The 15,082-nt window shown below is 56.6% G+C and carries 11 protein-coding genes and 2 pseudogenes; 8 read left to right on the top strand and 5 right to left on the bottom strand.

What is annotated here, in order from left to right:
- The first annotated feature begins 163 nt into the window (after positions 1–163).
- The 7 genes from ACIQ0R_RS05475 (at position 164) to pnuC (ending at position 8,278) form a co-directional block, all read left to right on the top strand.
- On the top strand, positions 164–1,915 hold the full coding sequence (locus ACIQ0R_RS05475) for a ClcB-like voltage-gated chloride channel protein (RefSeq protein WP_395824641.1): 1,752 nt from the start codon (positions 164–166) through the stop codon (positions 1,913–1,915).
- Between the two features lie 165 nt (positions 1,916–2,080).
- Entirely contained in the window at positions 2,081–2,371 is a 291-nt protein-coding gene (locus ACIQ0R_RS05470; protein WP_395824638.1) for a GlsB/YeaQ/YmgE family stress response membrane protein, read from the top strand.
- The gene (locus ACIQ0R_RS05465; protein ID WP_395824635.1) at positions 2,349–2,846 is read left to right on the top strand and encodes a hypothetical protein; all 498 of its coding nucleotides are present in this window, start codon (positions 2,349–2,351) and stop codon (positions 2,844–2,846) included. The genes ACIQ0R_RS05470 and ACIQ0R_RS05465 overlap by 23 nt, the downstream gene beginning before the upstream one ends.
- Before the next feature lie 250 nt (positions 2,847–3,096).
- On the top strand, positions 3,097–4,002 hold the full coding sequence (locus ACIQ0R_RS05460) for a 23S rRNA (adenine(2030)-N(6))-methyltransferase RlmJ (protein ID WP_395824632.1): 906 nt from the start codon (positions 3,097–3,099) through the stop codon (positions 4,000–4,002).
- Between the two features lie 235 nt (positions 4,003–4,237).
- Positions 4,238–6,460: a TonB-dependent siderophore receptor gene (locus tag ACIQ0R_RS05455; RefSeq protein WP_395824629.1), complete on the top strand. Its 2,223-nt coding sequence runs from the start codon at positions 4,238–4,240 to the stop codon at positions 6,458–6,460.
- Between the two features lie 19 nt (positions 6,461–6,479).
- Entirely contained in the window at positions 6,480–7,691 is a 1,212-nt protein-coding gene (locus tag ACIQ0R_RS05450) for a phosphotransferase enzyme family protein (RefSeq protein ID WP_395824625.1), read from the top strand.
- Positions 7,691–8,278 (top strand): nicotinamide riboside transporter PnuC, encoded by a 588-nt coding sequence (pnuC, locus tag ACIQ0R_RS05445; RefSeq protein WP_395824622.1) that lies wholly within the window; start codon positions 7,691–7,693, stop codon positions 8,276–8,278. The genes ACIQ0R_RS05450 and pnuC overlap by 1 nt, the downstream gene beginning before the upstream one ends.
- A gap of 65 nt (positions 8,279–8,343) precedes the next feature.
- Here pnuC and ACIQ0R_RS05440 read toward each other — a convergent pair whose 3' ends face one another.
- Both ACIQ0R_RS05440 and ACIQ0R_RS05435 read right to left on the bottom strand, forming a co-directional pair.
- The gene (locus ACIQ0R_RS05440) at positions 8,344–9,552 is read right to left on the bottom strand and encodes an EAL and HDOD domain-containing protein (protein WP_395824619.1); all 1,209 of its coding nucleotides are present in this window, start codon (positions 9,550–9,552) and stop codon (positions 8,344–8,346) included.
- A gap of 657 nt (positions 9,553–10,209) precedes the next feature.
- Positions 10,210–11,142 carry a methylglyoxal synthase gene (locus ACIQ0R_RS05435; RefSeq protein WP_395824616.1) on the bottom strand — a complete coding sequence of 311 codons (933 nt, stop codon included), beginning with the start codon at positions 11,140–11,142 and terminating at the stop codon, positions 10,210–10,212.
- A gap of 153 nt (positions 11,143–11,295) precedes the next feature.
- Between ACIQ0R_RS05435 and greB the strand changes: the two are divergent.
- Positions 11,296–11,848 (top strand): annotated as a pseudogene (greB, locus tag ACIQ0R_RS05430) (transcription elongation factor GreB).
- 149 nt (positions 11,849–11,997) lie between these two features.
- Here the strand turns inward: greB and ACIQ0R_RS05425 are convergent.
- The 3 genes and pseudogenes from ACIQ0R_RS05425 to ACIQ0R_RS05415 form a co-directional block, all read right to left on the bottom strand.
- Complete coding sequence (locus ACIQ0R_RS05425; RefSeq protein WP_395824613.1) at positions 11,998–12,690, bottom strand: glutathione binding-like protein; 693 nt, start codon at positions 12,688–12,690, stop codon at positions 11,998–12,000.
- 57 nt (positions 12,691–12,747) lie between these two features.
- The gene (locus ACIQ0R_RS05420; RefSeq protein ID WP_395824610.1) at positions 12,748–13,938 is read right to left on the bottom strand and encodes a pyridoxal phosphate-dependent aminotransferase; all 1,191 of its coding nucleotides are present in this window, start codon (positions 13,936–13,938) and stop codon (positions 12,748–12,750) included.
- Between the two features lie 167 nt (positions 13,939–14,105).
- A pseudogene (locus tag ACIQ0R_RS05415) lies at positions 14,106–14,599 on the bottom strand (putative toxin-antitoxin system toxin component, PIN family).
- Positions 14,600–15,082 lie beyond the last annotated feature (483 nt).

Raw genomic sequence — 15,082 nt, 5'->3', positions numbered from 1 at the left:
TGGAAGGGAGCACTTAACCGCTTCACTATCCAGTTTGAAGAACGGATGAAGCCGAATTAAACGAAATTCCGTTTACACAAAATCCAGCACACCCTCCGCATGTGAAGCGAATCTATGCATCAGCGCATCATACAAATTATCTTTCATCGGCCATCACACACTCATGCTTTTACGCAGCACGCTTCTTCGATACCGTATCCTCCTGCAGCGCATGTTCGGTTTTTCCGAAAATAATTCGATGCTGCTATGGGCCGCAGTAGTTGGTTTTCTGGGGGCGCTGGCGACCATTCTGTTCCGCGAATGCATCTTCGGCCTGCAAATACTGCTGACCGGCCACAGCGGTAGCTTTGTCGAGATGGCCACGAGTTTGCCATGGTGGTGGCGCTTGTTGCTGCCTGCCGCTGGCGGACTAGTAGCAGGCTCGATACTGTTGCTGGCCAAGCGGATGCCGGCCGCTGCAACTTCCGATTACATGGAGGCGGTGGCCATCGGCGACGGCAACATTCCGCTGCGCCAGAGCCTGCTGCGTAGCCTGTCGTCGTTGGCGACTATCGTATCCGGTGGTTCGATCGGGCGGGAAGGGTCGATGGTGCAACTGTCGGCGCTGGCGGCCTCGCTGGTTGGGCGGGTTACCCATTTCAGTCCGGCGCGCTTGCGCTTGCTGGTGGCTTGCGGTGCGGCGGCGGGGATCACTTCGGCCTACAACGCACCGATTGCCGGTGCTTTCTTTGTAACCGAAATCGTGCTCGGAGCAATTGTGATGGAAAGCTTCGGGCCGGTAGTGGTGGCGTCGGTCGTGGCCAATATCACGATGCGCGAGTTGCCGAGCTACCGGCCGGCCTACGAGATGCCGCCGTTCCCGCCGATTGCCGGTATCGAAATACTCTGGTTCGTCCTGCTCGGCATCATGGCTGGCATGGCGGCACCGCAGTTCTTGCGCCTGCTGGGATTTTCCAAACAACTATTCACGAAAACCGCGTTGCCGTTGCCGCTGCGGCTCGGTTTGGGTGGCGTACTGGTTGGCTTGATTTCGATCTGGTGGCCTGAAGTGTGGGGCAACGGCTACAGCGAAGTCAATTCGTTGCTGCACACGCCCTGGCTATGGTGGAGTGTGCTGGTGATATTGATCTTGAAAGTCGTCGCGACGGCGATCACTACGGGGTCTGGGGCGATTGGCGGTATTTTTACGCCGACGTTGTTTGTCGGCGCGGCCATCGGCTATTTGTTCGGCCAGGCGTTGCATGTGTTGTTGCCGGGGACGAGTTCGGCACCGTTTGCCTTCGCCATGGTGGGCATGGGAGCGTTTCTGGCGGCGGCCACCAGCGCACCGCTGATGGCGATTTTGATGATTTTCGAGATGACGCTGAGTTATCAGGTGGTGCTGCCATTGATGTTGTCCTGTGTGGTGGCTTACTTTGTGTCGCACAGCCTGAGCGGGGCGTCGATGTACGACATCACCATCAAACGCAATCGCGATGCGCAGGAGCGCGTCAAATTGCGCGGCATTCACATGAGCGAGCTGATACGGCCGGCGCAGACGGTGCTGCCGGTGGATGCGTCGTTTGCCGAGATCAGCGGCTTGTTCCTCAAGTATCCAGTCAAGTACATTTACATCGTCGACCAGAAAAATCGCTATTGCGGCGTGGTCGCCTTGCAGGACATCACATCCTGCCTGCTCGACAACAGCGATACCGAGCAGCGCCAGGCTGCAGATTTCCTGCGCCGCGAGTTCTTGCATGTGGTGACGCCGGAAATGTCGCTAGGAGAAGCGCTGCAATCCTTCCTCGATCATCAGGGCGAGCGCTTGCCGGTGGTGCGCAGCAAGAACGACCCGGAACTCTTGGGCGCGGTCTACAAAACTTCGCTGCTGGACGCTTACTTTCGCCTGGATCGGGCACAGGAGTTGCGTGCCTAGCTATGCGCGCCGCCAGCAGATTTTACAAAAATTTACTTGTCGACCCCACCGCAGCGCTACCGATTGCACTATATTAGGAGTCGTTTTAGAAGTCGTTTCTCCAGTTTTCCTGCCGAAAATGATTGGTTTGTCGATAACAGTCAACAGCAACTCAGAGGAGCAGCAATGGAAATTCTGTGGGCAATCATCGTCAGTTTCATTGTCGGTTTGATCGCTAAATTCCTTCATCCCGGGCGCGAGAACAGGGGTTTTGTCGTGACCACTTTGCTGGGTATTGCAGGTTCTTTCCTGGCGGGCGATGGCGGCCAGTCTCTCGGCTGGTATCACGCCGGGCAGGGCGCAGGTTTCATTGGCTTCATCATCGCCTCCATCGTCGGCGCTTTCGTACTGCTGCTCATATATATGGGTTTGTCAAAGGCAAGGCGGCCGGCTGATGTTGCAGCGCATCTGGGGTAAGAAAAATCAACGCAGTACAGAGTTGCTGCTGCCGCAGACTGAACAGGCGCTGCAGGCGATACGCCAACGCTGTCGGCAGATGGTGGCACGCAAAGCGTTGCTCTCTGCCGGTGCCTCAGCGTTGCCGATCATGGGAGTCGACATGGCAATCGATATTCATTTGCTGTCGCGGCTGATCGAAGATGTCAATGCCGAGTTCGGTCTGACTCCCGAGCAAATCGAAAAACTGCATCCCAAGCTCAAGGTGGCGACCTATAGCGCCATCGTCGGTCTCGGCAGCACGCTGGTGGGACGCGTCGTGACGCGCGAAGTATTACTGAAGCTGCTAACGCGCAGCGGCGTCAAGCTGGTTTCCAAGAATGCTACCCGGCTGGTGCCGATCGCCGGTCAGATGGTGTCGGCGGCGATCGGCTTCTCAGCCTTCCGCGCCGTAGGCAATCGGCATATCGAGGCCTGCGTGAAGGTTGCGGAATAGATGCTTAAAGTGCAAGCTGCGGTCGATTAAGTGGCTCTGCGTTCCCATATCCAGGCGCTATAGCGCGCATCAAAGCGCTACGCAGATAGCCGCAATGATAGAATGCGGGTCGTTTGCAGTGCCAGCACCGCGCACGAGCATCCTACCCCGTTCCTGCATCTGCCACGCCAGCGCCCATAATCTGCGCGACTGCCGCTGCGGTCTTTGATGTAAAGTGGGGCAAAACCATTTCACCACGATAGAGTTTCTTATGTTGAGTTACCGCCATGCCTTCCATGCGGGCAATCATGCCGATGTGCTGAAGCACCTTGTCACCGTCCAGTTATTACGCTACCTGAACCAGAAGGACACGTCCTATATGGTCATAGATACCCATGCCGGTGCCGGGGTCTACGCGCTCGATGGCGGCTATGCATCGAAAAACGCTGAGTACGAAACCGGCATCAGCCGCCTCTGGGACCGCAAGGATCTGCCACCGGCTGTTGCCGAATACGTCGACGTGGTGCGCCAGCTCAATCCAGACGGTAAGCTGCACTACTATCCCGGCTCGCCATATTGCGCCGATGCGGTAATGCGCGAGCAGGATCGTCTGCGTCTGTTTGAACTGCATCCCAGCGACGGCAAGATTCTGACTGATAATTTTCGCCGTCTTGACGCCGAGCGCGAGCGTGTCAGCGCTCGTGGCAAACGTGTGATGATCCAGTTGGGGGGCGGATTCCTCGGCTTGAGGGCGCTGCTGCCGCCGCCATCGCGTCGCGGTCTGGTGTTGATCGACCCGCCTTATGAGGTGAAGGAAGACTACCGGCACGTCAAGAACACGATTGAAGATGCGCTCATCCGTTTCTCTACCGGCACCTACGCCGTCTGGTATCCGTTGTTGAACCGCATGGAATCGCGCCAGATGCCGGACAAGCTCAAGCGCATGAAAGCCAATGGCTGGCTTAACGTCACGCTGACGGTACGCACACCGTCGCCGGATGGTTTTGGCTTGCACAGCAGCGGCATGTTCGTGATCAATCCGCCGTGGACGCTGGAGCCGATGCTCAAAGAGCTGATGCCCTACTTGGTGAAAACCCTTGGAACCGATTCCGGGGCTGGCTTTACGTTGGAGTCGGGACAAACCAAAGCGGTCGATACGGGTACCCGGCGCATATAGCTGAGCGATCGGCAGGAGCTGGATTTCAGGCCTGCTTTTCTGCCAGCCAATTGGCCCATTGGCCTAACCGCGGCAGGCAGTTTGGGGGCCATCGTCAACCACCTGCTCCCGATAAGCACCGCGGCACTGACCGGCCTGACTCATCCCCGGATATAGATTTAACGCTAGGGAAAAGAGCGGCCTATATGCAAGAGCTCCGCATTTGCGGGGCTTGTTTCGATTTAAACACAAGAAAATGACAAATAGACAAAAATGTTTGCCCGCACGCGAACGTGTGCTGCCGCTGCATACTAAAAGAAAATTGCTGATTACGCTGATGACTGCGGCAACCGCTCACATGGCGCATGCACAAAATATTCCCGAGCAAAAAGAGCCGAAGGTTGATACCGACACCACAATGCCGACGATTACCGTCACCGGCGCCGGTCCGGCTCCCGACAGTTACCGCCGCAACAGCGCTTCGATTGCGTCCTTCGGCGATGCCTCCCTGCTTGATACGTCATCGTCGATCTCCGTCATCACCCGCGCTCAACTCGATGACCAGCAAGCGCGCCTGTTGAGCGAGGTGGTGCGTAACGACGCCGCGGTTGGCGATAATTACGCCCCGGTGGGCTACTACGAAAACTTTACGATTCGCGGCTTTGCGCTGGATCTTGCTTCGAGGTACCAGATTAATGGCATGAGCATCGCCGGTGAGCAGAATGTGGCGCTGGAAAACAAGGAAAGCGTTGAGATACTGAAAGGACTGGCCGGCCTGCAGAGCGGCATGGCGGCCCCCGGCGGGTTGGTCAACTATGTGACCAAGCGGCCGGCCGACGTGCGCTCGGTAACGCTGGAAACCGATTCGCGCGGTTCGCGCTATCTGGCGGCCGATATCGGCACCCTGTTCGGCCAGCAGAAGCAGTTCGGCATTCGCATCAACGCCGCCCACGAGACTCTGCATTCCTACGTCAACAATGCCGACGGTGAGCGCAGTTTCGCGTCGCTGGCGGCCGACTGGCGGATATCGTCGCAGGCACGCCTGCAGTTCGATGCCGAATACCAGCATCGCCAACAGCGTTCAGCGCCAGGCTACCAATTGTTGGGTGGCAGCGTGGTACCGAGCAATGTCGCGCCAGGCACGCTGCTGGGCGCGCAACCGTGGGCCAAGCCGGTAACGATCAATGCCGTCAACATGAATTTACGTCTGGATCTCGAGCTGGCCTCTGACTGGCGCGGGTCCGTGGCCGCTAGCCGCAGCCGCGTGGTGATCGATGATAACTCGGCCTTTCCATATGGTCATTGTTATGCCACTAGCTGCAACGGGACTCCACCACGCTATTTCGACGCAAACGGCGATTTCGATATCTACGATTATCGCTTCCCGGACGGTACCCGGCGCAATGACCAACTGCAGACAATCCTGCAAGGTAAAGCAACTACCGGAAAAATCAGCCACGATCTGACTTTCGGGGCGAGCATGTTTCGCCGTACCGTGTCGCAAAGCGATGGCGTCAATGAGTATGTCGGCACCGACAATATCTACAACCCGAATCCAATCGTGTTTGCACCGTCGCCAGCGACGCCAGGGGCATCTTACCTGCGTCTGGACAGTCGCCAAAAGGCGCTCTTTGCCGTCGATCGCATCAGTTTGACGCCACAATGGCAATTGATCGCCGGCGCACGCCAGGTATGGGTCAATGAGCGCGCGCTGGATGATAACGGAGCGGCGACGCGCACCACCGACAAGACTTTGCTGTTGCCGCAGGTGGCGCTGGTCTACAAACCGCAAGCGGATCTGTCGCTGTACACCAGCTACAGCAAGGGGCTGACGATGGGCGGACAGGCCCCGTGGTGGAACGAGAATGGCTATGCGTTCCTGCCGCCGACGGTTTCGCGTCAGATCGAGGCCGGTATCAAATACGACTGGCGTGACCGGCTCAGCCTGAGCGCGGCAATGTTCCAGATGAGTAAGCCGTATGAATATCCGAAACCGGACGACAACGTTTTCATCTATACCCAGCAGGGCACGGAAACCCACAAGGGTATCGAACTCAGTGCCGCCGGCCAGGTCAGCAAGCAATTGCAACTGACGGCTAGCGTTGCCTTCATCCAGGCGCGGGCAAACGACACCGGTACCCCCGCATATGATGGCCATCAGGTCATCAACGTGCCGCGCTTGCGCGCTGCGGTCTATGCCGCCTATGCGCTGCCGGAGATTGCCGGTTTGACGTTGCTCGGCGGCTGGCAGTATAGCGCCAGCAAGGCGGCGACTCGCGAAGGCGATGTCAGCGTACCAGCTTATTCCCTGTTGAATGCCGGTTTGCGTTACAAGACCAGCTGGTCGGGACATCCGACCACGATTCGTCTGGGTATCGATAATCTGCTCGACAAGCGTTACTGGAAAGATGTCGGCGACGCTTATTTGCATTTGGGGGCACCGCGCACCGCGCGCCTGTCACTGCAGTGCGATTTCTAATCCGCATGAGGATGCAGTCATGCGCGAGCTAACCCGAGACGTCAGTACGACATTGCCGCCGCTCCACAGTCATGGGATGGGGCTGGATGTGGTCGCGCCGAGCTGGCCATCTCTGACCTTGGATGAGGTGGCCCGCATACTGCGCAATTATCCGCAGGTCGGCGCTGTGACACGGCTGGTGTGGCATAGCCCACGGCCGTTTTCCAGTGCGTGCGTCGTCGATAGCGAAGCCGGTCCAGTGTTCGTCAAGCGCCTGCTGCATCAGATCAGAACTGTCGACGAGCTGGCGCAAGAGCATCTCTTCATGGCGCACCTGCGGCAGCAGGGATTGCCAGTCAGCGTTGTGTTGCATACGGCTGATGGCCGCACTGCACATGCCGAAGAGGAGTGGACCTATGAGGTGCATCGCCTCGGCGAAGGTGTCGACCGCTATCGCGACGCCACCTCATGGACGCCGTTTGCCAATTGTGCGGACGCCGCCGCGGCCGGTGCTGCTTTGGCCCACTTGCATCTGGCCGCACGCGACTACGCTGCGCCAGCGCGCAACGTAAAACTGCTGGCATCCGGTTTCACCTTGTTTCATGCGGATCAGCCTCAGGAAGTGCTGTCGCGCATGGCGCACTACATCGAGCAGCGCCCGGCACTCGCAGACTATCTCGCGGCGTGCGACTGGCGGCAGGACGTGACGCGGCTGTTACTACCGTTCCATGCTCAGTTGCGTCCACTGTTACGCTGCCTCCAACCGCTCTGGACCCATAACGACTGGCACGCCTCCAATTTGCTGTGGGCGAACCCGCAAGCGGCGCCGGCGGTGGCGACGATAGTCGATTTCGGCTTGGCGGATCGCACCTGCGCCGTGTATGACCTGGCGCTTGCCATCGAACGGAATATCATCGAATGGCTGAGACTGCCGCAGCATCCGGAAAATCAAAGACCTCTGGTGCATATCGATCAGTTGGACGCGATGCTCGAAGCGTATCAGGCGTTGGCGCCAATGTCGCGACTTGAGGCGCAAGCGTTGTCGGCCATACTGCCGCTTGCACATGCCGAATTCGCACTCTCTGAGGTAGCGTATTTCCACGGCGTACAGAAATCCGCCGAAAATGCATCGCTTGCCTACGATACGTATTTTCTCGGACATGCCGAGTGGTTCAACAGCGATGCGGGGCGCTATCTGTTGGCGCATTTGCGGCAGTGGGCAGCCGCTCTTGCCACTCCCAGGGAATCTTGATGTCAGCTCTGGAAATTGTCGCCGTCATCATCAGCGCCTTGGCCGTTTGGCTGACTGCGCGCCGCCACTTGTGGTGTTGGCCGATCGGCTTGGTGTCGGTGCTGCTGTATGCACGTATTTTTTTCGACGCCAAACTATATTCCGACCTTCTGCTACAACTGATATTTGCCGTTATGCAGCTATACGGCTGGTGGCAATGGCGCAAGGCGAAAACTGCGCAGCACGACATTCTGCCGCAACGGCTGCCACGGTCAGGCTGGATCAGCGGTTGGCTGCCCGGCATGCTCATCGGTGCGGTCGGCAGCGTCTTGCTCGGTTACATCATGGCGCGCTTCACCGATGCCCATATTCCCTGGTTAGATTCGGCGCTTACCGGCTTCAGCCTGGTCGCACAGTTCTGGATGGCGCGCAAATACGTCGCCAACTGGTGGCTCTGGATTGCCGTAGATATTGTTTATGTCGGCGTATATATCTACAAGGATTTGTACCTGACAGCAGGTTTGTACGCCGGATTCATCGTGCTGGCGATTCTCGGCCTGCGCAACTGGCAGCGTCAACTGCTGCTGCATGAGCGTGCCGCTGGTTAGTGGCACGCGCTGCTAGTCAATGGCACGAGGTCGCCTGGCGCCCGGATAAAACCCTCTTCATTGATTCATATACCCAGGTTCTCGGCCCAAGCCCGCGCCGACAGATGGGCAGCGTTGACTTCTGTCGGACTGATCTTCAACGACGCAGACAACGGCCCTATCAGAGGCGAGTTCAGTTCGCAAGCCTCGGCCAACGCCACGTAAGATCCGTAAGGTCCATCGCGCATCAGCAATGCTTCGGCGACATCTGCCGATAGCTTGATACTGTCGAGCACCTCTTCCATGCTGATACCGAGCAGTCTATCCGGCAATGAGAAAATCCCTGCCACAAACAGGTTTTCCGATTCACCTTTGGGCAGATGCCGTTGACCAAGCAACTCCGCAAAACGACCGCGGATGATCGCTGTTTCCATCAGTACCGGTGAGTAGCCGCTGCTGCTGGCGGTGGCTAACAGCAGAGACAGCCATTGGAACAATGCCTCGTAGCCGAGCAGCGCCAGCGCTGAGCGCAATGACTGCGCCTCTGTTTTCAACCCGAACGCGGCCGAATTGATGAAACGCAGCAATTGATACGATAAGCCGGGGTCACGCTTGAAGACTTCTTCTATTTGTTGAATATTCTCATTTTGACTCACCATGTTCATGATCTGCACGATGATTTTCTGCGCCGGATTGAGCCCTTTAGGACTATTCCCGGAACGCGGCGTCAGGTGCAGCTTACCCACAAATGCGTCCAGGCCCAGCATGGCGCAGGCATCGTAATCCTGCCAGGTCGTGACCGGCCTCCCAAGCATGCGTATCGAGGATTTCTTGAGTGCTGCATAGCGCCTGGCCTGGACCGCAAAATCGCCAATCGAAAAGCGTACCTCGACGTGCGATATGTCGGGCATGAGCTGTTGCTTCATTACATCGGCACCACGCAGGGAAATACCATAGCCGTCACTGCGCAGTGTCTTGAGCGCGCTACAGATATCGGGATCTGCCAGGTCGGCGCTGTGGAGCGTCAGTACAGTGTTCCTCGCTGGAAGCCGCTTGATTGCACTGCTCGTGAGCAAAGCCGGCGACGCATCTAAAAACAATATCTTGTTACCGAGCAACCAGCCGGATTTTTCGCTGATTAACTGCTCGGCAACAAAGTTCAGCAAGGCATTCAATTCGGTGTCACTGGCTTGCATACGATCGCTGCCGGTCTCTTGCCAAGCCAGGTCATAACCGACCACCCGCTGTTTTGGGTCAAGCAGCGGTTCTCGAACAATGAAGTTTTCGTTACTCATCTTGGATTTTTTTATGGTTAATTGATGGATAGAGCCGCACAGGCTGACCCAGCCAGGGAAGTGATGTGTCGTATTCGGTAAGCGGTAAGCGGTAAGCAAAAACAGCAACTTTTATCGCATACTGTTTGATACCGTTGCTTCCCCCGATATGGTGGCCGTCTTCCACCGTGCAGAATCAAAATGCCCTGATCTGTGTTAACGGCGCTCTGTTTGAAAAGTTAAAGGCAATCTTCAATCTGTTTTCAATCCGTTTATCAGCAGTCTTTATGGCATCGCACGCAATCGATAAGGTAATCCCCCGACGTTGCCGGCGGACTCCCAAGGTTTGACCGAGCGCTACGGTCAGCCTGATTCTTCTGGCTCGATCAAAAGTTAGGAGAATCAAATGAACGCGTATCAGTGTATTTGGCCGGTAGTGTTTGGTACTGCCGCCCGAGTCGGTCCGTCGGCGGATATCCAGTATGAAGTGCCATTCACCGCTCGCGATTAACAGACTACCGGCATGGTTGCCAGGCTAGTGCCAACGGCAGCGCCAACCTCATCGCCGATTAACAGTGACGATTAACAGTGACGATTAACAGTGACGATTAACAGTGACGATTAACAGTGACGATTAACAGTGACGATTATCAGTGACGATAGCTGCCTATCACCGGCTTACAGTTTGACCAATGCTACCCGTTGCTGCAGCAGAGTAAGCCACCGGTCGCCGCATCCGGCATCGCTGATGCACAGCGCGTAATCGGTCACTGTGCGGGCGGCGCGCTCCAGCAGTTGGATATCGGCTTCGTGCTGGCGCGCGACGTGTGGATCCTCCAGAAATAATACGCGACGGCATTGCTGGCGATCGAGAATCAATTCGGCAATCTGCGCATCGCCGCCCAGCGGGCCGCTGAGGTAAGGACGAACCCAGTTGCGGCCAGCTTCGGCACCTTTGATTCTCTGTGCCAGCTTGTTGAGTAAGCTGCCGGTGGTGCCGGTGGCGCAGCGAAAGGCGAACTGGTCCAATAGCGCAAAATGGCGCTCCGCCATATCCAGCATCCGGTTTTTCATTGCATCGTGAGCGATCAGGGCGATACCTTCATCGCCCAGATTGAAGGTTGCGTCAAGCGCGGTGTTCGGTGCTGCGCCTGTTGCCATCGCCTCTAATTCCAGCCACTCGCGGGCCCCGGCCAGGGTCGATAAGAAGGGCTTGCCATGGATGACGCACTGGCGCTTCAATGCCACCGCTTCGGGGAAGGTCGATGATGGATCGACCGGATCCATGATGTAGATGACCGCATCCAGTGTTCGCGTCGGATCGGTATCAACTACGCGCGACACCAGTTTCATCAAACCACCCTGACGGCCATAGGGAAAGCGTTCGATATGCTGGTACCGATCGAGCAAGCCTGACTGCTGCATTGCATCTAGCGTTCTGCCGACCACAATTAATTGGGGTTTTAAATGATCTTCGATATTGGCTCGGCTACCGTTGAGCAGTTGCGCCAGTGCCGAATCGGGTCCCTGTTGATGACTACGACTGGTGGCCAGGCCGATCCGGAAGGGCGCCGGTTTGATGGCAGTAGCTGGGCAGGAATTGGCATTCATAAGATGGAATCGAAGTATCGACAACGGCAACATTGCACGCTGTCGACTTTACCATATCACCCTGCAATTTCGATCTGCACAGGGGGCCTGCTAAAGATCATCGAGGAAAGGTTAAATCGGCAAGGCCCGGTCAAATGGCACTACAATACGGGCATGAATAAGGCATTTGTTAAAGAACCTGAGGGCGATGACGACGATCTCGAATTCGGATTGTCGCCGATCCCGCCAGGCACCAAGAATTACATGACGCCCGTCGGTTACCAGCGCATGAAGGATGACTTGTTGCGCTTGATTGACGTTGACCGGCCCGAGGTAGTTAAGATTGTTTCTTGGGCGGCATCGAACGGCGATCGTTCCGAGAATGGCGATTACATCTACGGCAAGCGTCGCTTGCGCGAAATTGACCGCCGCATCCGGTTCCTGACTAAACGTCTTGATCTGGCCGAAGTGGTCGATCCCAGCGTGCACCACGGCCGCGATCAGGTGTTTTTCGGGGCGACCGTGACCTACCAGAATTGCGCTGGCGAGGAACATACCGTGACTATCGTCGGTATCGACGAGCTTGACCCACTGCATGGGAAAATTAGTTGGATCTCACCTGTCGCGCGCGTTGACCAAGGCCCATGAGGGCGAGACAGTCACTTTGATGACGCCAGCCGGGTTGGATGAGCTGGAAATACTGACCGTCAACTATCGGCGACCCTAGGCTAGTGAGGCAATCGCTACACCTCTCAAGACCATTCTCCGGGTTGTCCCCGCGAGCGCGGGGAACCATTTTTCAGAAACCTCGATTCCCGCGTTCGCGGCAATGACAGCCTATCACTGTGGCCCGGTGGGTAGCCATGGGGTGTCCAATTACCGTTTCTGATACTGCTGATTACCGAACAAGATATCGCGTGCCTTGTCGTCGGTCAGCGGCTTGCGCGCTGCGGCCAGCACGTCGACGCCACGCTGGACTGCAGGCCGCTCGGCAATCAGGTCGAACCAAGCCTTCAGGTTCGGGAAATCGCTCAATTCGACACCTTGGTTTTTCCAAGAGCGAAGCCAGGGGAAAGTGGCGATGTCGGCAATCGTGTATGTATTTCCGGCCAGGAAACGATGCTGCGACAACTGCTTGTCGATTACGCCATAAAGGCGTTTGGCTTCATTGGTATAGCGGTTGATGGCGTACTCGATTTTTTCCGGCGCGTAGATGCGGAAATGATGCGCCTGGCCCAGCATCGGCCCGACGCCGCCCATTTGAAACATGAGCCATTGCAGCGTGTTGAATTTCTCACGGTCGGTATTGCCGAGAAGTTTGCCGCTCTTGCCAGCCAGGTATACCAGAATCGCACCCGATTCAAATAGCGAAATCGGCTTGCCATCGGGACCGTGAGCATCGACGATGGCAGGAATCTTGTTGTTCGGCGAGATAGAAAGGAAATCCGGATTGAACTGGTCGCCGGCACCGATATCGACAGCATGCACGCGATACGGCAGGCCGCATTCCTCCAGCATGATGTGAACCTTATGACCATTTGGCGTGGGCCAGCTATAGACGTCGATCATGATGTTTCCTTTGTTAGTTAATAAAGCCAGCCCGCGCAAAGACACGTGGCCGACGGTTCAGATTTTTGTCAGACGCTGCAACGCCTGCTGCAAGGTCTGATCCTGCTTGGCGAAACAGAAACGGACGATACCTGACTCGCGCGGCGAATCGTAAAATGCCGATACCGGAATCGCAGCTACGCCGATCTCCGAAGTCAGCCATACCGCAAAATCAGCCTCGCTCATCGTCGAAATGGCGGAGTAGTCGACGCACAGGAAATAGGTGCCGTCGGCCGGCAGCAGCTTGAAACGACTATTTTTCAAGCCGTCGCGGAACAGATCGCGCTTGCGTTGATAGAACGCCGCCAGTTCCAGATAAGGCGACGGATTCTGCATGTAAGTGGCAATGCCTTGCTGGACTGGTGTATTGACAGTGAAAATGTTGTATTGATGTACCTTGCGGAATTCCGCTGATAGCGCTGGCGGTGCCGCAACATAGCCGATCTTCCAGCCAGTTACGTGATAGGTCTTGCCGAAGCTGGAGACGATGAATGCGCGCGCCGCCAGTTCTGGATGACGGCTGATAGATTCGTGGCGCAAGCCGTCATAGACCATGTGCTCATAGACTTCGTCCGACAAGATCAGGATATCGGTACCGCGCACGATATCTTTCAACGCTTCGACATCCCCCGGGTTCAGTACGCTACCGGTCGGGTTATGGGGTGAGTTGATCATGATCATTCGGGTGCGCGGATTGGCTGCGGCTGCTATGCGCTCCCACGGAATTGCATAGCCGTCGGCGCCGAGTGTCATCTGCATCAGCACTGGCTTACCGCCAGCCAGTTCAATTGCCGGTATGTAGCTGTCGTAGGCCGGTTCAATCACGATGACTTCATCGCCTGGATGTACCGCACACATGATGGCAGTTAGCAGACCCTGGGTGGCACCGGCCGTCACGGTGATGTCGCTGGCCGGGTCGTAGTTGTGGCCGTACAGCTTGGCAATCTTGGCGGCTATCGCCCGGCGCAATGCCAGCGCGCCGGTCATCGGTGGGTACTGGTTAAAGCCTTTCTTCATGGCGTCGCTGACGGCGTTGATCAGCGCTGGGTCGCAATCGAAATCAGGAAATCCCTGGCCTAGATTGACCGCGGATTTTTCGCTTGCAAGCGTCGACATCACGGTAAAAATAGTGGTGCCGACCCGCGGTAGTTTGGATTTGAGCGGGCTGATGCCGCCATCGCTGAATGCTAATGTGGAATCGCGTTTCATTTGCGGTCAATCTTGGCTGATGTCTGAGTCGGTCATTTTAGCGGTTTGTTGCGCGCTGCACAGGAGCGGCTTGGTTGTTTGTCAATTGCTACTTTGTTTTGACTCAATTTCTACCGAATTTCAACGCAGTGACAGCGTAACTTCCGTGTGTTTCTGCGCGCAGCTAATTAATCGCCGATGTTGTTCAGCGCCACCCAAGTCTGTGGTGTGACGATCGCAAATAGGCCTGCTTTGGCGGTCTTGCGCGCCAGTTTCAGCAGCGCCTTGTCCTTGGTGATCAGGGTGGTGGCGTGGGAGCCCAGCGCTAGTTCCAGGAATTCTGATCGTCGCGGTCGGTACACAGCGGCAGGCGGATATCTGTACGCGGCGTCAGCGCTTGCGGCGTGAGGCAACTTACCAGTACATCAAATTCTGCATTGATCCCAGCGCGAGTAGCATCGGTGACTGGTAAATGAGGGTAGTGCAGCACCATCTGCCATTCCAGCCGACAATCGGCGCGGGTAACCGCTTCCACTCTGCCATCTTGTAATGCTGCCATCAAAGAAGCCCAACGCGGATCGCGGAATACGAACAAGTCGAGGCAGACATTGGTGTCCATCACGATGCGTGGTTTCTGGATGGCGGTCTGCGCTTGCAATTCTTGGTTCATGCGGTTTTTCATTGACAGGGAGGGCGCATTTTACCTTGAGCAGGTTTCTCGCAGGAGGGGGCCGGCAACGACGACAGTTTGCAAGACATGCCGCTTTCGGCATTTGGTGGCCGAATTTGCGGCGCCCATTCCGGTAGCCTTATGTCAGCGTGGTGGCGACTCTGCAAGAGATGCAACATGTCCACTCATACCCGCACGCCTCAATGATGGGCCACGCTGGTGCGATTGCGTGCTATTCAGATGGGGTTCTGGAGGGAGCATCCGATCCGCGTTCAGGCCGCGGCGTGGCGGCTTGGTAGAGAATAGATCAGGGGGCTGGCGCCGGCCCAGGTTGCCGATCCGGGGTCATTGCCGATTTTCTGGCTTGGCCTCACCGGCCCGTCGGAATCCGATATATCGAGGGTGTGCTGGATTTTGTGTAAACGGAATTTCGTTTAATTCGGCTTCATCCGTTCTTCAAACTGGATAGTGAAGCGGTTAAGTGCTCCCTTCCAG

The organism is Collimonas sp. (genome assembly GCF_044339385.1).
Lineage (GTDB): Bacteria > Pseudomonadota > Gammaproteobacteria > Burkholderiales > Burkholderiaceae_D > Collimonas.
This window is presented reverse-complemented; position numbering and strand designations above follow the sequence as displayed.